The organism is Streptomyces sp. NBC_01439 (assembly GCF_036227605.1).
Taxonomy (GTDB): domain Bacteria; phylum Actinomycetota; class Actinomycetes; order Streptomycetales; family Streptomycetaceae; genus Streptomyces.
The window spans coordinates 9401073-9420383 of the sequence record NZ_CP109487.1 but is presented as its reverse complement, the minus strand read 5'-3'; the positions used below and the strand labels follow the sequence as shown (position 1 = coordinate 9420383).

General features: G+C 69.5%; 13 protein-coding genes and 4 pseudogenes. 8 read left to right on the top strand and 9 right to left on the bottom strand.

Translation table 11 applies throughout. The features are described from left to right. Positions 1-178 precede the first annotated feature (178 nt). The 5 genes from OG207_RS43090 (at position 179) to OG207_RS43070 (ending at position 5832) form a co-directional block, all read left to right on the top strand. Positions 179-996 (top strand): IS5 family transposase gene (locus OG207_RS43090; protein ID WP_329107136.1). Its coding sequence is split into 2 segments (ribosomal slippage): positions 179-386 and positions 386-996, totalling 819 coding nucleotides; the frame shifts between segments, so codons are not numbered across the junction. A 49-nt stretch (positions 997-1045) separates the two neighbouring features. Beyond that, positions 1046-2140 (top strand): carboxylate-amine ligase, encoded by a 1095-nt coding sequence (locus tag OG207_RS43085; RefSeq protein ID WP_329107133.1) that lies wholly within the window; start codon positions 1046-1048, stop codon positions 2138-2140. 487 nt (positions 2141-2627) lie between these two features. After that, positions 2628-4058, top strand: coding sequence for a DUF2252 domain-containing protein (locus tag OG207_RS43080; RefSeq protein ID WP_329107131.1), 1431 nt, complete (start codon positions 2628-2630; stop codon positions 4056-4058). A gap of 472 nt (positions 4059-4530) precedes the next feature. Beyond that, on the top strand, positions 4531-5367 hold the full coding sequence (locus OG207_RS43075) for a class II glutamine amidotransferase (RefSeq protein WP_329107129.1): 837 nt from the start codon (positions 4531-4533) through the stop codon (positions 5365-5367). 51 nt (positions 5368-5418) lie between these two features. Beyond that, on the top strand, positions 5419-5832 hold the full coding sequence (locus OG207_RS43070; protein WP_329107127.1) for an SHOCT domain-containing protein: 414 nt from the start codon (positions 5419-5421) through the stop codon (positions 5830-5832). A gap of 459 nt (positions 5833-6291) precedes the next feature. Here the strand turns inward: OG207_RS43070 and OG207_RS43065 are convergent, their stop codons facing one another. Together OG207_RS43065 and OG207_RS43060 are read right to left on the bottom strand one after the other, a co-directional pair. Next, positions 6292-7311, bottom strand: a complete 1020-nt coding sequence (locus OG207_RS43065) for a hypothetical protein (protein ID WP_329107125.1) — start codon at positions 7309-7311, stop codon at positions 6292-6294. Positions 7312-7685: 374 nt separating this feature from the next. After that, positions 7686-8368: pseudogene (locus tag OG207_RS43060) on the bottom strand (transposase family protein). 303 nt (positions 8369-8671) lie between these two features. On the opposite strand from OG207_RS43060, the gene OG207_RS43055 reads away from it, so the two are divergent. After that, the gene (locus OG207_RS43055; RefSeq protein WP_329107123.1) at positions 8672-9088 is read left to right on the top strand and encodes a barstar family protein; all 417 of its coding nucleotides are present in this window, start codon (positions 8672-8674) and stop codon (positions 9086-9088) included. Positions 9089-9252: 164 nt separating this feature from the next. Here the strand turns inward: OG207_RS43055 and OG207_RS43050 are convergent. The 4 genes and pseudogenes from OG207_RS43050 to OG207_RS43035 form a co-directional block, all read right to left on the bottom strand. Next, positions 9253-9482, bottom strand: a pseudogene (locus tag OG207_RS43050) (amino acid transporter); the annotation flags it as partial. Between the two features lie 70 nt (positions 9483-9552). Further along, positions 9553-10767, bottom strand: a complete 1215-nt coding sequence (locus OG207_RS43045; RefSeq protein WP_329107121.1) for an alpha/beta hydrolase — start codon at positions 10765-10767, stop codon at positions 9553-9555. A gap of 236 nt (positions 10768-11003) precedes the next feature. Beyond that, a complete protein-coding gene (locus OG207_RS43040) occupies positions 11004-11705 on the bottom strand; it encodes a response regulator transcription factor (protein ID WP_329107119.1) in 702 nt (233 codons plus the stop codon). After that, the gene (locus OG207_RS43035) at positions 11702-12811 is read right to left on the bottom strand and encodes a sensor histidine kinase (RefSeq protein WP_329107117.1); all 1110 of its coding nucleotides are present in this window, start codon (positions 12809-12811) and stop codon (positions 11702-11704) included. Before OG207_RS43035 ends, OG207_RS43040 begins: the two co-directional genes overlap by 4 nt. A 657-nt stretch (positions 12812-13468) precedes the next feature. Between OG207_RS43035 and OG207_RS43030 the strand changes: the two genes are divergently transcribed. Both OG207_RS43030 and OG207_RS43025 read left to right on the top strand, forming a co-directional pair. Next, complete coding sequence (locus OG207_RS43030) at positions 13469-14980, top strand: hypothetical protein (RefSeq protein ID WP_329107115.1); 1512 nt, start codon at positions 13469-13471, stop codon at positions 14978-14980. After that, complete coding sequence (locus OG207_RS43025; RefSeq protein WP_329107112.1) at positions 14974-15600, top strand: hypothetical protein; 627 nt, start codon at positions 14974-14976, stop codon at positions 15598-15600. Before OG207_RS43030 ends, OG207_RS43025 begins: the two co-directional genes overlap by 7 nt. A gap of 379 nt (positions 15601-15979) precedes the next feature. On the opposite strand, the pseudogene OG207_RS43020 reads toward OG207_RS43025, so the two are convergent. The 3 genes and pseudogenes from OG207_RS43020 to OG207_RS43010 all read right to left on the bottom strand — a co-directional run. Continuing rightward, positions 15980-16333: pseudogene (locus tag OG207_RS43020) on the bottom strand (cation transporter); the annotation flags it as partial. Positions 16334-17155: 822 nt separating this feature from the next. After that, positions 17156-18740: pseudogene (locus OG207_RS43015) on the bottom strand (phytoene desaturase family protein). Further along, positions 18733-19185, bottom strand: coding sequence for an SRPBCC family protein (locus tag OG207_RS43010; RefSeq protein WP_329107109.1), 453 nt, complete (start codon positions 19183-19185; stop codon positions 18733-18735). Before OG207_RS43010 ends, OG207_RS43015 begins: the two are co-directional and overlap by 8 nt. Between the last annotated feature and the right edge of the window lie 126 nt (positions 19186-19311).

The following is a 19311-nucleotide window of genomic DNA, read 5'->3' as shown; positions in this document are numbered from 1 at the left end:
CGGCGGCTGCGGCCGCCAGGCGTCCAGACGTCGCTGCGGCCAGCCGCTGCCAGTCACACTCCCTGACGCTCGTCAGCCTTCGCCTCATCAGGGTCGGGCAATGCCCGCTGCCCGACCTTGGCCGGGCGGAAGAACACTTAGACCGTGTCCTACGTGGTGAGGCGTCGTTGACCCCCGTATGGGGCGGGGTACTTGGAGTTGGATTGTTCCGGACGGGCTGTGGGAGATCGCGGAGCCGCTGATCCCACCGCCGAAGGTGCGGTCTCAGGGCGGTGGCACGCAGGACACGCCTGATGAGACGCTGTTCGCGGCCATCATCTACGTGCTGGTCAGCGGGCGCGCCTGGCGGGCACTGCCACCTTGCTTCGGGATATCGAAGTCGACGGTCACCGCAGGTTCCTGATCTGGTCGAGGGCCGGAGTGTGGGGCCGGCTGCACGAGGAGATCCTGCACCGGCTCAACGACGCCGGCCTGCTCGATCTTTCACGCGCGGTCCTCGACTCCGCCCACGTCCGGGCCAAAAAAAGGGGCGAACTCGCAGGTCCGAGCCCCGTGGACCGGGGCAGGCCGGGTTCCAAGATGCACGTCCTGTCGGACGCGAACGGACTGCCCCTCGTCGTCGGCCTCTCGGCCGCCAACACCCACGACAGCCAAGCGCTGAAGCCCATGGTGCCCGGCCACCAAACGAGACACGACCCCCACCGCGGCCGCCACTTCAAGCCCCGACGCCTCCATACCGACAAGGCCTACGACATTCCTGAACTGCGGAAATGGCTCCGTAGCAAGCGGATCGGCGTCCGTATCGCCCGCAAGGGCATCGAGTCCTCCGAACGGCTCGGGCGCCGCAGGTGGGTGATCGAACGGACCATGTCCTGGCTGACCGGCTACCGCCGACTCAACCACCGCTACGAGCGCCACCCCCGCAACTACCTGGCCTTCCTCGGCCTCGCTGCAGCCCTCTGCTGCTACAAGCGACTCGTCCGCCTCACCACATAGGACACGGTCTTAGCTGGGTGATCACTGCGGGGTCGGGGTATCACCCAACATGATCACTGTTGGGGTCGAAGAGGAGTACCTGCTGGTCGCCCCGGAGACACTCCTTCCCACACCGCTCGTGCAGGAGGTGCGTGCCACGGCCCGCCTGGCACCCATCGCGGAAGAGCGAGAGGTCCAGGACGAGCTGCTGCAGGCTCAGATCGAAGTCGCCACCGCCGTGTGCACGGCTCTCGAGGAGGTGGGAGGGCATCTTCTGCGGTTGCGCCACGCGGTCGCCTCCGCCGCGCAGGCGAACGGCTGCCGCATCGCCATCTCTGCCACCTCGCCGGTCAGGGATGCCGTACCCGTACCCATCACCAGCACGGCGAGATATGTGAAGATGCAGCAAGAGGCCCGATTGCTGGTCGACGAGCAGCTGATCTGCGGAATGCACGTCCATGTGGGGATGCCCGACCGCGAGACCGGGGTGGCTGTCCTGAACCGGCTGCGCGGCTGGCTTCCCACGCTGCTGGCGATGTCCGCGAACGGCCCCCTGTGGGACGGGCGGGACACCGGCTTCGCCAGCTGGCGCACGATCATCTTCGGCCGCTGGCCGGTCAGCGGCCCACCGCCGCACTTCGCGGGGCTCGCGGACTACGAGGCGCGGGCCGATGCGCTGGTGGGACCCGGGGTGATCCCGGACCGGGGGCAGCTGTACTGGCAGGCCCGGCTCTCCGAGCGCTACCCGACCATCGAGGTGCGCTGCTGTGACGTGCAGCTGGAGGCGGACGACGCGGTCATGCTTGCCGGCGTCGTCCGCGGGCTCGCCGCCACCGCGATCGCCGAGGAAAAGGCGGGAGTCGCTCACACGCCGTGCCGACCGGAACTCCTGCAAGCGGCAACATGGCATGCGGCCCGGCACGGGATCAGCAGCACGCTGGTGGACCCGAACGGGCGACTGCGAAGCAGCGGGGACGTGCTATGCGCGCTCCTGCGGTACATCGGCCCCGCCCTTGAAGACAACGGTGACCACCGCGAGGTGACCTCGCTCGTCCATCGGCTGCTCCAGCGGGGAACGTCGGCCGACCGCCAGCGCCGCGCCTTGGCGGAAGCCGGCCTCCCGGCGGTCGGCGCCCTGATCACCTCAGGAGCCACCACCGCCTGAGTCGCCGGCCGGCTGTGACCGGGATGCCGACGGAACCGGGGCGTCGCAGGCTCCACCGGGATCCTCCCCCGGCCGAGCCGTGCGGATGAGTGCCTGCAAAGCCGGACGCGCCCGCGCAGCCCACGCCGTCGACGAGTTCCGCGGGGTGCAGGGCGGTGAAGGGCATCGCGCGGCGCACATGGGCCGCGCGAACCCTGCCCCGCGCGCAGGATCGGGAGGGGTTCTAAAGTTGAAGCAAGGCATGCGGGTGATCTGCGGGCACGCACTGTCACATGTCGTTCGCCTGCCCCTGACCCGCCCACATGACCGGCCCGCAAGGCAGATCCGGCTGCCGAGCGGTTGCAGGATGTGCTGATCTCCGTCGCCCCCGTCGTGGGCACCGCCCGCAGCGTGACGGCCGCCGGCAACACCATCGCCCAAGGACAGCTCTCGCAGGGCAGGGAGCCGTTCCCGTCCTGAGGGCAGCAGAGCAGGCAGGAGTGCACTGATGTCCCAGAGTGCGACCACCGCGATGCGCGCGGTCCCCCACAGCACACCCCAGGAACGCGCGGACCACGGCAAGGAGGCCCGGCGCCGCTCGCCGCGGTCCGGGCACGCCGAGTACCGGCCGTCTCCGGACAGACGGGACCCACTGGCGATACTGGAGGAACAGTCTGCGGCCCGGGTACCCGAGCTGGTCCCCATCCGCTACAGCAGGATGACGGAGTCCCCCTTCCGGTTCTACCGGGGAGCCGCCGCGATCATGGCCTCCGACCTGGCCGGCAGCCCGGACTCGGGGATCACGGCCCAACTGTGCGGGGACGCGCATCTGCTGAACTTCCGGCTGCTGGCCTCTCCGGAGCGCCGGCTGATGTTCGACATCAACGACTTCGACGAGACCCTGCCCGGTCCCTGGGAGTGGGACGTCAAACGGCTGTCGGCGAGTCTCGTCATCGCCGGCCGGGCGAACGGATTCGACGAGGCCGAGCGCGCGGGCATCGTGAGCTCTGCCGTGCGCTCGTACCGCGAGGCGATGCGCGGCTTCGCCGGCATGGGCAACCTCGACGTCTGGTACGCGAAGATCGACGCGGACCGCCTCGAGGCCCTGACCACCGGTCGGCTCGGCAAGAGCGGGCGGAAGAAGCTGACCGGTGCCCTGGCGAAGGCTCGCGCGCACGACACCCTGCAGGTCTTCGACAAACTCACGGAACTGGTCGACGGCCGGCCGAGGATCGCGGCGGACCCCCCGCTGCTGGTACCGCTCGCGGACCTGCTGCCGGACGCCGAGCGCAGCACATTCGAGCGCCAGCTCCGCCGGCTGGTCGAACGCTACGGTCTCACGATGGCTACCGACCGGCGGGCGCTCCTGGAGGACTACCGGCTGGTGGACGTGGCCCGCAAGGTGGTCGGCGTCGGCAGCGTCGGAACCCGCTGCTGGATCCTGCTGCTGCTCGGCCGTGACGGCCAGGATCCGCTCTTCCTGCAGGCCAAGGAGGCCGACACCTCCGTGCTCGCCGCCCACATCGGCGCGAGCAGATACCGCAACCAGGGCGAGCGCGTGGTCTCCGGGCAGCGGCTGATGCAGGCGGCGAGCGACATCTTCCTCGGCTGGGAGCGGGTGGACGGGATCGACGGCAAGCAGCGCGACTTCTACATCCGCCAGTTGCGCGACTGGAAGGGCATCGCGATGCCGGAGACGATGTCGCCCGCACAGTTGGAGACGTTCGGTGAGGTGTGCGGCATCACCCTCGCCCGTGCGCACGCCCGGTCGGGAGACCGCATCGCGATCGCCGCGTACCTGGGCCGCAGTGAATCCTTCGACCGGGCGCTCGTCACCTTCGCCGAGGCTTACGCAGACCAGAACGAACGCGACCACCAGGCCCTGGTCGACGCGGTACACGCAGGCCGACTGCCTGCACAGGAACTCCCCGCAGCCTGAAGACTCGGCACAGCCGGCGCCGGGCCGCACCGGGGTCCACCGGTGTTCCCGCTGCACTCGCTCCGGCCCGCCTTCGCCGGCGATCGCAGCCCAGGGCATGAGGCCGCCGTCAGGTCGGGTTCACGAGGAGCCGGACGCCGTCCCGTCTCCAAGTCCGTCCTTGAGGTTGCGCAGGTCCACCGCCCCGAGCTCGCGGCGACGGCCGACCGATCCGCACCACATGGCGATGTGCGGCGAAGGAGGCGAAAATGAGGTTGGCCGGACAAGAGCCACCCGCTCCGCGCACACAGCGTCGCCCGCGACACGGGAAAAGTGGCGCTCCACTCTCAGCGCACTCACAGCAGAGCCGGCAAGGCGGTGGGCCGCGGCAGTGAGGTGACCGGCGAACTCATTGCAGACTCCGGGAGCCTGAGGTCGATCGGGCCACGAAAGTACTACCGCACTTTCAGGTGAGAAATACAGGTGATCGCTCATGTGCCGATGGCTGGCCTATTCGGGAACACCCCTGCTGCTTGACACGATCCTCTACAAACCCGCCCATTCGCTGATCGATCAGAGCCTGCATTCCAAACTCGGCGTGGAGACGACGAATGGTGACGGGTTCGGCGTCGGGTGGTATCCGGAGGGCGGTGACGGCACCCCGGCGCTCATGCGCGACGTCGGCCCCGCCTGGAACAACCGGAACCTGCGGGAGCTCGCGGACCACGTCACCTCGCCGTTGTTCTTCGCCCACATCCGGGCGTCGACGGGTACGGCGGTACAGCAGACGAACTGTCACCCCTTCCGGCACGGCCGCTGGATGTGGATGCACAACGGCTCCATCGCCGGCTTCCACGCGATGCGGCGGGATCTCACCATGCTCGTCGATCCCGCGCTGTACTCGGGTATCGAGGGGACGACGGATTCCGAGACGATGTTCTACCTGGCGCTCACCTTCGGCCTGGAGGAGGACCCGCCGGGCGCCGTCGCCAGGATGGTCGGGCTGGTGGAACGCGTAGCCCGCGAGCACGGCGTGGAGAACCCGGTGCAGATGACGGTCGCCGTCACCAACGGCACGAGTGTGTGGGCGTTCCGCTACTCCAGCCAGGGCGCCTCGCGGTCGCTCTTCTACAGCAGCCGGGTGGACTCGCTGCGCAAACTGCACCCCGAAATGACCTTCCTCCAGGAGGTGTCCGACGAAACCCGCCTGGTGGTGTCGGAACCCCTCGGCGACCTGCCGGGTGCCTGGAACGAAGTACCCGAGAGCAGCTACGGCGTCGTACACCCCGGGGCCGATGAGTTGTGTGCCTTCACCCCAGAACCGGCATGACGCGGGGCGGCATTGTTCACAGCCCCCGTCACGACCGACAGGAGACCTCCCATGAAGGACTCAATGCTGAACCTGGCAGTGGACTACCCGCTGCTGAACATGTTCTGGACCATGATGATGATCTTCCTCTGGGTGCTCTGGTTCTTCCTGCTCTTCCGCATCATCGGCGACATCTTCCGAGACGACGAGCTGAGCGGCTGGGGCAAGGCCGGATGGCTCATCTTCGTGATCCTGGTGCCCTTCCTCGGCGTGTTCGTCTACGTGATCGCCCGTGGACGTGGAATGGGCGAACGCGAATTGAAGCACGCCCAGCGGAACGAGGAGCAGTTCCGCTCCTACGTGCGCCAGAGCGCCGGAGCCGGCAGCGCGGCGGAGGAACTGTCCCGGCTCGCCGAGCTCAAGAACCGCGGCGAGATCACGGAAGCCGAGTTCCAGCAGGCCAAGAACAAAGTCCTCACGGCCTGATCGGGGCGCAGCGACCGGACTGCGGAGACCAGTGGGTGGTACCGGGCAAAGTACCCGGCACCACCTCCGTCGCCGTCCACCCCGCGGCCAACCGGCCGGCATGCGCTACCAACCGTGGAGGTCGGACACGCCCATATCTGCCAATCCCGAGTGCTGGCTTGTCGAGAGCTCCGGACGCCGAACTGTGGTCCACGGCTACTGCCCTCGTTGCCCCGCCGGAGGCCTCCTGAGAAGCCCGGCTACCTCCCCGAGCACAGACGCCGTCGGAGCCGCCGCACCACTGCCTCCGAACCGGCGCGACCCGCGTGCTCGGCTGGAACGCCACAAGGACCCTGCGGTCGTCCTCACCCTGCCTCGTGAGGTGAGATGGCGTGCCCGGTGTGAGTCGCCGCGGATGACAAGGTGGGGTCACTGCGGAGCAGTTCGAAACGACCGTACGTCCGACCGTTCCCTCCCCTGTCAGGGGCAGGCGCCGGCCGGCTCGTCGTGGACGAGGGCGCAGACCATCTGTGCGCCGCGCCGGTGATCCGGGTACTTCGCGAGCAGCTCGGCCTTGAAGTCGTTCCACTGGCGCGTGATCTCGGCGGTGGCGCCGGCCGTCGCGTGGTGGAAGTTGTCACCCGTCTTGGAGCGGGGCGATGCGGCGGTGTCCTTGTTCAGGGCACGGTTGTGGGTGACGCGCCCGTCACAGTCGGCGGGCTTGACACCGGTGGAATCGATGTCGGTGTAGCAGCCGGTGGCGAGGTCCGCAGGGATACGCTCACGCGCGTCCCGTGTCCAGTCGGCGTCCTTCATGGCGCTGTAACGGCGGATGTCGAGGAACGGTGCGACGTCCGTACGCTCCAGGCCGGGCGGGTTGTCGAGGCCGACCGGGCCGGGCGCGGGCCGGTCGCTCCAGTTGGAGTGCGAATAGAAGTCCTCGATCTGGTGCCAGCCGCGGCCGAGCTGTTCGAGGACGGCGCACTTGGCCCGCCCGGGCTTCCCGTCCCACGTGCAGTGCGAGGACAGGTCGCTCTGGTCGGCGCGCACCTTGCCGTCGGCGTCGACGAGGCCGTCGGCGGCCTCGACCGCGTTGCGCAAGCGGGTGACGGAGGTACGGATGCACGCGAGGAGCTCGGTGGTGGCCTCGTCCCGGGTGCGGGGGTAGTCGGGGGCGTAGCGGGGGGCAAGGTAGTCGGCGTTGTCGCAGTGCAGGGGGCCGACGTCGAAGTACGGGGGGTGGTCGTTGGCGTTGATCGCCCCGGCGCGGGCGTCGGCCATCTCGGTCAGTGTGACGGGCTCCCAGGGCAGTGCGGCCCGGGTGATGTCCTCGTGATTGTCGCCGGTGAAGGCAAATGCCGGGCCCGTCGGCACGGTGGCCAGAACGGTCGTCAGGAGGGCTGCGAGAGCCGTGCAGGACTTTCGGGGCAGGCCGGGCGGCATCGGGCGTCGACGGATCCCGGAGCTCTCCTGGCCGGCACCCGTACGGGAGCCGCTCAACGGGGATCCCGGTCCGACACCGGACGCGGAACCCCTCGAACGCCTCTCCGGCCGCGGGAGTACCACCATGCCTCCATGCTGCGCGTCCGCACCCAGCTCCGCATTCGTTGTCTCTTTCGTGGCCCTGTAATTCGGATCCTGGCCTCCGGCTCCGGCCTGGCACATCAACGATCCTGAAGGCACGTCCGCGCCGCCTGACGGCCATCGGGCACCGGCGCCCGCGTACGGGCGCCCGGCGATGCCTCGTCAGGCGGTGTCACGCCGCCATGCCGACCGCCCCGCCATTCCACTCGCCGGCGGATCGGCCGGCTGACCGCCCAGGCTCCGCCGAGCCCTCTGCCACGCAGATGGCGAAGATTGAGCCTTTTCCAACCTCATGCTGAGGCGTGGTGAAGGACGAGGATGGCCTTCACGATGTCGGTAATCCGGTTGGTGCTGCAGCAAAGCTTCCGCAGTAGACGCCAGCCCTTGAGCACGGCCATGGCCCGCTCGCCGACGCAGCGGATCTTGACGTGGCTGCTGTTGTGCCGTTGCTTCCAACGCTTGAGCCGGCGGCCTCGGAAGGGGACCCGGATGTGCCGGCCAGCGCCTTGGTACGCCTTGTCCGCCCAGCACTTCAGTCCCGTGGCGGCGAGCGCATCGACGATCCCGTGGGTTCGGGCAGCCGTCAGGTCATGGATGGCTCCGGGCAGGGCCGGAGAAGCCCACAGCAGTCGGCCGAATGGGTCGGTGAGGACCTGCACGTTCATGCCGTGCCGCTTGTGCTTGCCCGAGTAGTACGGGGTGTCGGCGGCAATCCGGTCGATCGGCAGCAGCGTGCCGTCCAGGATCACGAACGCCTTCGCCCGGACCGTCTCCATCACCTCCGCCAGGGTCGGTGCCCGAGAGGCCAAGACTTCGATGGCCTCGCGTATGTACCGGTAGACGGTCGCGACACCGATTGCGAACCCGGCGGCAAGCTGGGCGTAGGTATCTGTCGTCGTCGGACCGCGAGCTGCTCGGTCAGCTGTCGCAGGTTACCGCTGGACAGATCGATCGACGACGGGTAGACAAGCACGGAAGCTCCTGGTGGACACGGGTGATCTTGGTCGAGACCCCGTCTACCAGGAGCTTCATCGCTACGTACAGTCCTTGACCCCGAACAGGTGGACGTCGCTGCCAGGTTACAAGGGATGGTCTGTCGGCGAATTCGCCAGGAAGGGACAGATGTGACCTCGTTCGATGTCAGCAAGCCGGAGACGCCCTGGGTCATCTTCGGGCCCCGCGACGCGGTTGAGTTCAAGGAGCAGATGGCGGCCCTCAGTGCCGCGGGCGGCCGGGTGTACGAAGTGCAGGCCCGCGACCTGGTCGACGGGCGGCCGTGTGTGACGCTTTCGCCCGGGCGGTCGGATACCCCGGCTCTTTCGGCTGGAACTGGGATGCGGTCCACCGTCTCGACGACCTCGGCGACGCCCTCACAGGCGGAGTCGGGATCGTCATGGTCATCCGAGGCGCCGATGCGCTCCTCGGGGCGGACCGCCTCAAGCTGTTCATGACGATGCTCTGCATCGGGGCGGACCGCGCGAACAACGAGGTGGATCCTGATGGCAACCTCACGGACGAGCCGGAGGTGATCGAGCACTTCCTCTTCCTGCTCGACGACGTCCGTGCCGAGGACTTCGCGGCGGGGATCGAGCACCCCGACCCCGTCGTCCGTGTGGAGGGTGACGTCCTCACGGTGGCCCTGGACCTCGATGTCTGGCGACCCAAGGCGGCCGGGCGCCCGAAGATCTCCTGATCCCGGGCCGTCCGGTACCCGCTTTGGCGGCATGTCTGCGTGCACGCCGCCCACCAACGCGAAGGGGACGCGGACGCGGACGCGAAGAAACGACACAACGGGCGGCCCACGTAGCGGAATTACCGCACGTGCCGCTCGATGTGTGCGCCGACCAGCCCACGAGGTCACCGGGATCTCCACACACGGAATCGTCCGCGTACGGGCAAGGGCAGGTCTTCGGACTCGCGGGTGACGGGGGCGACCTGGCCCGGTCCGAAGAGGAAGAAGCTCAGGCGGTTGGCCATCGGGTTGCCCTCAGTCCACTCGAAGTAGCGTCGGGAATGCTGGAGCTCTCCAGGGTGAGGACACGACAGCGGCCGTACAGCACCGCTCCGCGCGCCCATGGCCCTATCTCCAGCCGCCCGGCCCAAGCTTGACTTCGCACAGGGGCCTGGCTGAGATCGTGCCGCGACCGCAGGACGGTGCTACGCGTCTTTGCCGAGGAAGTCCAGGAGGATCTGGCGGCTGGTCTGTGCGGTCAGGCTGCCGTAGACGTCGTCGAACGCATGCTCGGCGAAAGGCAGTTCCTCCACCGTGACATCGACGCCTTCGGCTCGGAGCGAGGCGCCGAAGTCCTTGATGGTTTCGGGGCGGGAGCTGCGGTCACGGTCTCCCACGACGAGCAGTGTGCGCTGCAGACCCATCCGAACGTCGGTGGTCGGGGAGACATCGCGGTAGCGCTCGGGGTATTGGGCAGGCGTACCGCCCGTGAACAGCTCTGCGGCCTCGCGGGTGCCCGCGACGTCGTCCTTCCACATGTTGTCGACGTCGGTGCCGGGGTAGAAGCCGACCACCGAGAATGGCGGCTTCGGGGTGATCCCGTCGGTGGCCTGCATGGTGCCGTTCTGAAGGCGGTAAGCGGTGTTCATGGCGAGGGTGCCGCCGGCCGACATGCCACCCAACGAGATACGGGAGCTGTCGATGCCGTACTGGTCGGCGTGGTGCTGCACCCAGCCCAGGGCGGTCATGAGGTCGTGCGGGGCCTTGTCCCACGTGGGGCGGTCGGGGGAGGCCAGCCTGTAGTCGACCGCTATCACGGCCACACCGTGGTCCGCCAGCCAACGGCCGGTACCACGCAGGTCGCTCTTGTCGAAGGTGTGGAAGCCTCCGGCATGGGCGAGCACTATGGCCGGCGCCTTGCTCCCCCGGCCTTTCCCGGCCAGGTATACATCTGCTTCGAGTGCCTCGCCGTCACGGGTGGCATAAATCTGGGTTGTGTCCGGCGTGGCACCTCCGGAGGAGGCGAGCTGGCCGAAGACCTGGCTGAAGGAGATCTTCGTACCGGCGTCACGAGCGGCAACGAACTGAATGCTGCCGATGACCAGACCGGCGGTGGTGGACAGAGCGGTCACCGCGGTGAGGACACGCCCCCAGCGCACCAGGCCGCTGCGCCAAGCCAGGGCTCCCAGGGCGGCGCCGGCCAGGGCGAGGAGCGCCAGGTGGAAGGGGTACTGTCCGCCGATGACCGGGCCGATCACGCCGGCCTTGGGGATGGCCGGAAAGTACGCGCCCAGCATGATCGCGCCTGTGAGGAAGGCCAAGACCGAGGCGATCGAAGCGGCGACGACACGCAGGAACCTCTTGATCTTGCCAGGAGGCGTGGCCTGCGAGGCAGGTGATGGGCGTCGGGCTATGGACATGGTTGCGTTCCTTGGGGTGGGCGTGGTGCGGGAGGCGGACGATGCCTCCGGACTGGACGCCATAAGGTTCGCTTTCAGGGCCGGTGATCTGCGTCCCCCGGAGGGGCCAACCTGCCGCGTAGCTCTCCAGGGCTACGCCGAGACCCGAGGAGCCGTTCCGGCTGTCGGCAGGCATGACCGCATGCCGTCGCAGGTCGGGACTGTCCAGGGGCTGGGAGCGGCATGGGCACGCCGGTCTACGGGGCGGCCCGAAGCGACGGTGCCCAGCGGGCACCGTCGCCGGGGGCGACCAGGCCGGATTCGTAGGCGAAGACGGCGGCCTGGGTGCGATCGCGTAGCTGCAGCTTCCGCAGGATGCGGCCCACGTGCGTCTTGACCGTCTCCTCGGCGACGACCAGCACCTGGGCGATCTCCGCGTTGGAGAGGCCCTGTGCCACCTGTGCGAGAACTTCGGTCTCGCGGTCGGTAAGGGCATCGATACGCACGCCGGTCGGCCGCTTGGCACCAGGACTCACGCGGGAGAACTCGGCGATGAGCCGCATGGTGATGTCGGGTGCAAGGAGAGCCTCGCCCCGGGCCACCACCCTTACGGCTTCCGCGAGCTGGATGCCGGAGGCGTCCTTGAGCAGAAATCCGGAGGCCCCGGCGCGCAGTGCCTCGTAGACGTACTCGTCGAGGTTGAAGGTCGTCAGGATGAGGATCTTCGCTGATGTTCCGGGCGCCGACGTGATCTGGCGGGTGGCCTCGATGCCGTCCAGGCCGGGCATCCGGATGTCCATCACGATCACGTCGGGTGCCAGTTCCGCGGACCGGGCGACGGCGTGCGTGCCGTCCTCGGCGGTGGCAACGACCTCGATGTCGGGCTGAGCACCGAGCAGGACGGAGAAGGCGTCCCGGACCATGGCCTGGTCGTCGGCGATGAGCACGCGGATGGTCATGCGCAGGTCTCCTTGCCGACGGCGGGCGCGATACAGGTGGGCAGCGCCGCGCTGACCTCGTAGCCGCCGTCGGGGGTGGGGCCGATGGCCAAATCACCGCCGAGCATTGCGATGCGCTCCCGCATGCCGATGACGCCGTGCCCGGCCCCGGGTGAGGTGGCAGCGGGGAGCGCGGCAGGCCCGTTGACGACCCTCAGACCCAACGCATCTCGTGTATAGGTGAGTTCGATGCTCGTCTCGGCACCGGGGGCATGGCGCAGAATGTTGCTGAGGGCTTCTTGGATGATGCGGTAAGCCGACAGTTCCACGCCCGGGGGCAGATGGCGGGCAGTGCCCTCGATCCGGGTGGTCGCGGGAAGGCCGGCAGCGCGTACGTTGCCGAGCAGCCCGTCAAGCTGTGCCAGGGAGGGCTGCGGGCTGGTGCCGGTCGTGCTGTCGCCGGGGCCGTTCGACCGCAGCAGACCCAACATGTGGCGCAGTTCGGCCAGTCCTTCCAGGGCGTTGGCGCGGATCGAGGCCAGCTCAGTGACCAGTTCTGGTGGTGGAGCCTGGACCCGATAGGGCGCGGCATCGGCTTGGATGGAGATGAGTGACAGGTGATGGGCCACGACGTCGTGCAGCTCGCGTGCGATCCGAGTGCGCTCTTCCAGGACGGTGCGCAGTGCTCGTTCCCGGGCTGTGGCGGCGATCTGCTCGGTGAGGCGTGCGTGGTCCTCGCGGCGGCCGCGTACCACGGCTCCGATGAGCACGGCCAGAGCGAACAGCACGAGGGCCCCGGTGATCATCTTCCATGAGCCGACGGAACAGCCGGACAGCTTCAGCAGAACAGCCAGCAGGGTGCTGAGTACGGCCGCAGTGATCGCCGAGGGCAAGCGCACCCGCAGCGCGAGAAGGAAGAGGACCCCTGCGTGCACCATCCACACGTAGATCTGAGTGTCGTGGGTGGGCGGATACTCCAACGTGATACCGGTGACGAAGGCCATCGACAGCCACCAGGCGGACGTCGGCCAGCGCAGGGCCACCACCAGCATGGCCGCGTGCCCGATGGCCGAGATCGGGGCGGTCGCGCCCGCCGCCGCGGCAGTCAGAGCGGCTGCGAGCAACACGAGGCCGTGGGGTAGCCAGCGTAGCCAACGGGGCCAGGCCAGAGGTGGCATAGGGCAGCCTCGTATGGTGATGAGGTCAGCCCGCAGGATGCGAAGGCTGGGGAGGTCCGCCATCGCGGTGGTCGTCTCGGGCACGTGTTCATTATCGGACATCGCAAGTACTCCGGCGGGGTGTCCGGAAGCGAGGCGTTCAGCGAACGCGCCGACATGCAGAGGCGCGGTGACGAAGACGGCCGGCAACCCCTGCCGCAGCTGCGCAGATCGTTTCACTCGTTCATGACGCCTTCCATTCCGAGATCCGTGAACGAACCTACGGGGCAGCCCCGTGGTCAGCATCCCGCTGGGGAGCCATATCAGCATGTAGCTCTTCAGGGGGACGAGACGCTTGTCGAGCAGGCCCACGACATGACGCCGCGCTGCCGCCCTGCGCCCCGGAGCCGATCAACGCCTGCCGACGAGCCACCGACGGCTGTGTGAACACCCGGTCTGACCATCCGGGCGGACCGTGTGAGGCGCTGTCAGAGCCCCATGTCAGGATCCTCCCCAGGTCGGTGACGTCGATGCCGTCCCCGGATGCGACCCATCGGGCGCACCCGGGGCAGCCCGGTGCCCGGCCCGGGCCACCCACCCGGGGCGGCGCGTCAAGAAGGGGTGCGGATGGACATCGACGGCAAGGTCGCGGAGGCGTGGCGCCCGGCCACACCGCTGTCACGGCTGCGGGAGCTGGCAGCGCAGGCTCCGGGGCCGGCCCGGATCGTGGCGTCCCGGATAGGGCTGCCGGCCGAGCTGGCCGAGGAGGTGGCCGTTCGGGCCGTCGCGGGCGGCCCCGACTGGTTCGGGGTGCTGCGCGCGCTCGCCGCCCACCCGGCCACCTCGGCCGAGCGGCTGGCCGGGCTCGCCGCCCACCCGGAGGAGTCGGTGCGCCGGGTGGTGACAGTACACCGCGCGACCCCCAAGACGGCGCTCGAAGCGCTGGCCCGGGACGGATCGGCAGCGGTGCGCCGGGCCCTGGCCGGACGTGAGGAACTCCCGCGTAGGGCGGCCGCGCTGTTGGTCACCGACACCTCCGCCGAAGTCCGGCTGACCCTGGTCCGGCGGATCGACGCCCGGCCGGAGCACCTGCGGGCCCTCGCCACCGACCCGGACGCGCGGGTCCGGCGGGTGGTGGCTGCACTCGGCCACGCCGGCGACGCGGACCTCACCGACCCGAACCCCGGGGTACGCCGCACCGCCGTCACCAAGCGCTCAGCAGGAGAACTCGCGCCGCTGCTCGACGCCCTGGCGCAGGACCCCGACACCCGCGTCCGGGAGCTGATGGGCCAGCAGTGCCACAACCGCACCCCGGCCGTGCTGGCCCGGCTCGCGGCCGACCCCGAACCGTGCGTCCGGGCCGCCGCGGCGGCCAACGCGTTCACCCCCGTCCGGCAGCTCACCGAACTGGCCGGCGACCCGAGCCTGGCCGTGCTCGCCGCCATCAGCCAGAACACGACGGCCCCGCCCGAGACACTCGCCCGGCTGGTCGACACGATCACGCGCTCGTTCGGTGACGGCGAGAGCATCGCGCACGGGCAGGAGCAGGACGTCCAGCGCCTCACGTATGCGGCACTGGAACACCCCGCCACCCCGCCCGAGTCACTGCGCGCACTGCACACACTGGGCCTGTGGCCGTACTTCCACCCCGGGAACGCGATGGACCAGCCGAACTGGCCCGCGGACCTACTGGTCGAGTTCGGGCTGACGTACTGTGCGGGCACGGTGTCGGGCAAGGCGGAAATCGAGAGCTTCGCGGCGATCGACGACGCCCACCACACCGAGCCGCTGGGGGACGTGCTCGCCGCCATGGCACGCAGCCCGATCTACTACTTGCGCCGCGCCGTCGCCAACCGGCACACCCCACCGGACGCGCTCGCCGAATTCGTTCGCGATCCCGCCCGCGCCGAGGACACCAGCCTCCTCGACGACATCGCCAAGAACCCGGCGACCCCGATCGAGATCCTGCTGGCCTGGGCCGAGGCGGGCGTGCGCCAATACCGCATGCTGGAGAATCCCGCCCTGCCCGAGCCCGTGCTCGCCGCCATCGCGGCGGGTACGGACGCCTCGGACGCCGCGCAGGCCCGCGCCATGCTGGAGGTCCGGGCACTCCGGGCCGGAACGGAGACCCCGTGCTGACCATGTCCTCCTGGCGGGCCCGGTTCGACCCGCTCGCCGACACCTCCGCGGTGGCCGAGCGGCTGGGCCCCCAGGTCAACATGGCCGACTACCTCCAGGACACGGGCATCGCGTGGTACCACCACCAGGGCGATCTGGTGGTTCCGGAGGACCTCGACCTCGACATCGCGCTGGTCGTCGACGGCGACCTGATCGTGCACGGCTTCCTGGACGACTACGTCTCCGGCATCGGCATGCTGGTGGTGCTCGGCGACCTGGTGGTACGCGACCTAGTCTCCTGGGGTTCCGTGTACGTCGCGGGCGACCTGCGGGCAGAGGGCATCGTCTACGGCTACTACAACGACTTCACCTTCGAGGTGGAGGGCGCGGTGCATGCCCGGGCGCTGGTGCTGTACGACAAGTCCGCCTCCTACCGCTCAGGCGAGCTGGAGGTGGAAGTGGAGTCCTACCACCCGCCCAAGGAGCAGCTTCGGGCAGCCCGCGACATCCTCGTCCCGCAGGTGTACGACGGTGGCGCGAAGCGGGCAAGGCAGGGACGACCGCCGAAGCTCCGCCGCCCGAGCTACCAGCGGGTCTGCCGCCGACTGCGGGAGGGCAAACCGCTGTTCCGCAGCGCGTAGGGCGCCGCCTGCTTCCTGACGACCATCTTCCCCAGCGCGGTGTCCTCATCCGGCCGCGGGGTCGCTGGAACCGTGGTCGGCGCTGAGATTGATCACGCTGACTGTGGTGGTCGGAGAGACTGGGCCGTGTCCTTCCCGCCGCCGTCCCCGTTGGTCGGGTCGACGCGTGCATCGGTTTGGACCCCACGCCGGGCCGATGCAGTCCGCGGCCCCAGATTCCGCGCTCTGGCATCGGGGCCGCGTCAGCTTGGCATACGACGGCCCTGATCCCCCGAGCGCTCAGGGCCTTCGTGCTGCCGGCGTTGTCCGTACAGCCCGGCCGCCGGCAGACTGCTGGGGCTGCCGGACCGGGGCCCGATGCCCCACAGGCTCCAAGGGCTCAGGAGCAGCAGTCACAGCCCGACTTGCAGCCGCATCCGCCCGCAATCTCAACAGGGTCTGGCGCGGCGGCCCCCGCAGTCGGTGCGCAGCAGTCCTTGCCCTGCCAGGCATCTCGGCCTTCCTTGAGGGCGATGGCTGAGATGACGAGGGCGGCAATCGGGTCGGCCCGGGTTCAGCCGAGGGTGGCGTTGAGGAGACAGACGAGCAGGACGGCCGACAGGTATGTGCACCGCAGGGTCTGCTTGGGGTCGGCGACCGCGCCGGCGGAGCAGAGTGCGCGGGCCGTGCGGCGTTGGGCGGCGGACAGGAAGGGCATGACCGCGAGGGAGAGGGCGGCGATGAAGATGCGCGGCCGACACTCGCCACGCGGTCGGGGTGGAGGCGGCGGAGCCGAACACGTCGCGCTGGTCACGCAGTACGGCCAGGTCTCGGACTCCGTCGGCGAGCATCACCGCCAGGTCCACCACGACGCGGCCCAGGTCGTGCCCGGTCCCGTGCGGCCGCAGCCGGTGCAGAGCGGAGTACTCGGCTGGCGGTTGCGCTCTATGATCACGGCGGTCATCGACACGGGGGTAGGGGTATGGACGGCTTGCGTTCGACGCGCAGATGGTCACTCGATGAGAGGAACTGGTCGCGGAGGTGGTGGATTCCTCTGGTCATCGTCGTCCTGGCGGCCGCGACCTGGGGCTTCCCGGCCTGACCGCCGACCGATGGCCGCCTGCCCTGGGCGTCGCTGGAGGCGGCGCGGCCTGCGGGCTCTACACGCTCGCGCAGGGCCACACGGTCCCACACCTCATCATGGCGGCCGTCCTCTTCGCCCTGGCCATCACGGCACCGGCACTGTCCTGGCGACGCCAACGGGCAGCGCAAGCGGCGTAAGAGCGGCCACGCCGGCTGGCACTGACCCTCCTGGTAGATCCCGGTCAAGATCGTTCACGGAATGTGCGCCAGAACCCGTTCTCGTAGACAGAGCCAGGGGATCGGCAGCCGTCTTCAGACCTCCGTCAACGGCGACGCGTGGCCCAGCCCACCACCTCTACGAGCCCGAACCCGAGTGACGCAGCCGTTCTGTTCACCGAGCGCGTGAACGACCTTGACGCACCGAGCCTCTCGGCAGTTGGCACGAGATTGACGCCGACGGTCTGCTCAGACTGGAGCGGCCGCGTAGGGCCGTTCAGATCCGTTGGGCGCGGTGGAGGAGGCTGTGGAGTCCGTGGGCTCGTAGGGCAGCCCGGGCGGCGTTCGCACCCGGGGCGCCGTGGACGCCGCCGCCGGGGTGGGCGGCCGCGGAGGCGAGGTAGAGGCCCTTCACGGGTGTCTCGGGCCGACCGGTGCCGGGAGTGGGGCGGAAGATCGCCTGTTGGTGAAGAGCCGTGGTGCCGTTGTTGATGGCGCCGTTGTGGAGGTTCTCGTCCAGCGCCTGGAGGGTCGTGGGGGCGAGGATCCTGCGGGCGCCGATCAGTTCACGGAAGCCGGGCGCGAAGCGTTCCACCTGGGCCTCGATGCGGTCGGCCATGGCCTCCTGTTCGCGGGCGTCCCAACGGCCGGTGATGCCGTCGGGGTCGGAGTCGGAGGCGATGTGCTGCGGGAGGTGCGTGTAGGCCCACGCCGATTCCGTGCCCGCCGGTGAGCGGCTGGGGTCTGCCGTGGTCATCTGGCCGAACAACGCGAAGGGTTCGTCGGGGACCTGCCCCATGGCGATCTGCGAGGCGAACCGGGTCAGGCCGTCGACGCCGTCGGCCACGTGGACGGTCCCCGCCCCGGCGGCCTGCGGCGCCGTCCACGGCACCGAGCCGGTCAGTGCCCAGTCGACCTTGAACGTCGCGAAGTCCCACTGGAAGCGTTCCAGGTCCCGCAGGAGCCGGGACGGGAGGTGTTCCGCTCCGACGAGGTCCCGGTACAGGGCGGGTGCTGACGTGTCGGCCAGTACGGCCCGCCGCGCGCCGACGGTCTCCCCGCCCGCAGTCCTGACCCCGACCGCCGTGCCACCGCGTACGACGACGGACGCGACGCGCTCCCCGCAACGCAGGACGCCCCCGCGGCGCCGGAGCCTGCTCACGAGCGCCGCGGTCAGGGCGCCGGCGCCGCCGACGGGCACCGGGAAGCCGTGGCTCTGCCCGAGCATCGACATCAGCCAACCGAATCCGCCGCTACCCACAGCCTCGGGGGCCAGGTCGGCATGCAGGGCGTTCCCGGCCAGCAAGAGCCGGCCGCCTTCTCCGGCGAACTCCTCCTCGCCGAGACGACGCACCGGCAGGACGAGGTTCCTGGCCAGCCGGAGTCCACCGGCAACCCGCAGTTTCGCCGCAAGCCGGAGGCCGGACCGGAGGGAACGGGGTGAACAGGGCTCCTACCAGGTCGGGACCCACCTGGCTCCACACCTTGAACATGTCCCGCCAGGCGTCCCCGTCGGCTGCCGCAAAACCTGCCAGCCCGGCCGAGGTCTCTTCCACGCGGCGCTCCAGTACAGCGCAACTGCCGTCTTTCAGCGGGTGGGCCAGTACGGACGGGGCGTGGCTCCACCGCAGGCCCTCGGCCGCGAGGTCGAGTCGTGCGAGGACCGGGGAGGCGGCGGCCAAGGGATAGAACGCGCTGAAGAGGTCCGAAACGTAGTCGGGGTGGACGCCTCGGTCGCTGCGCACGGCGCCGCCGGGCTCCGGCTGCGCCTCCAGGACTTCCACGCTCCAGCCGGCGTCGGCCAGGAGGTTCGCGGCAACCAGCCCGTTCGGGCCCGCGCCGATCACCACCGCGTCAGGCATGGCGGGCTCTTGCGTGATCCTGTTCTACGATCCTGGCCAGGCGGGCCAGCATCCCGCGGTGCCGGAGCTGGAGCAGGGCTTCGATCGCGGGATTGTGAAGGGTGCCGCCCACGCCGCGCAGGGGGTGCTCGTCGCAGACGACCAGGGTTTCCTCGCCCCACGGTCGGAGCTGGAGGAAGATCCTCGCGGTGCCCAGTGCCTTGAACGACGCTTCCAACTCCAGCTCCCTGCCGGGCTCCCGGTGTCGGACCGTGGTCACGCCGTCGGTCGACCAGGGACCCAGCCGCACGGTGTAGCGCAGCCGGGATCCGACCTCCGGCCAGGCCTGATCGAGCGGTGTGGACTCGGACGGGCCCACCACCCACTCCCCGTACAGGGTCGGATCGGCGAGTACCGCCCACACCGCCTGCGGGGGCCGATGGATCAGCTGGTTGCGGACGGCCATGAGAGAAGTCCTCCTGCCGGGAAACGGACAGTGTGCCGGGACCGCGCGAACTGGACGGTGCACCGGCTGTGTGCGCATGCCCCTCGGCCGGCGGTCTCTTGGTCGGCGGCCGGGCGCCCCGAACCG

Coding starts and splice junctions, on each gene's coding strand:
- OG207_RS43085 (WP_329107133.1), top strand. CDS start 1,046: ATGATCACTGTTGGGGTCGAAGAGGAGTACCTGCTGGTCGCCCCGGAG.
- OG207_RS43080 (WP_329107131.1), top strand. CDS start 2,628: ATGTCCCAGAGTGCGACCACCGCGATGCGCGCGGTCCCCCACAGCACA.
- OG207_RS43075 (WP_329107129.1), top strand. CDS start 4,531: ATGTGCCGATGGCTGGCCTATTCGGGAACACCCCTGCTGCTTGACACG.
- OG207_RS43070 (WP_329107127.1), top strand. CDS start 5,419: ATGAAGGACTCAATGCTGAACCTGGCAGTGGACTACCCGCTGCTGAAC.
- OG207_RS43045 (WP_329107121.1), bottom strand. CDS start 10,767: ATGTCCATAGCCCGACGCCCATCACCTGCCTCGCAGGCCACGCCTCCT.
- OG207_RS43040 (WP_329107119.1), bottom strand. CDS start 11,705: ATGACCATCCGCGTGCTCATCGCCGACGACCAGGCCATGGTCCGGGAC.
- OG207_RS43030 (WP_329107115.1), top strand. CDS start 13,469: ATGGACATCGACGGCAAGGTCGCGGAGGCGTGGCGCCCGGCCACACCG.
- OG207_RS43010 (WP_329107109.1), bottom strand. CDS start 19,185: ATGGCCGTCCGCAACCAGCTGATCCATCGGCCCCCGCAGGCGGTGTGG.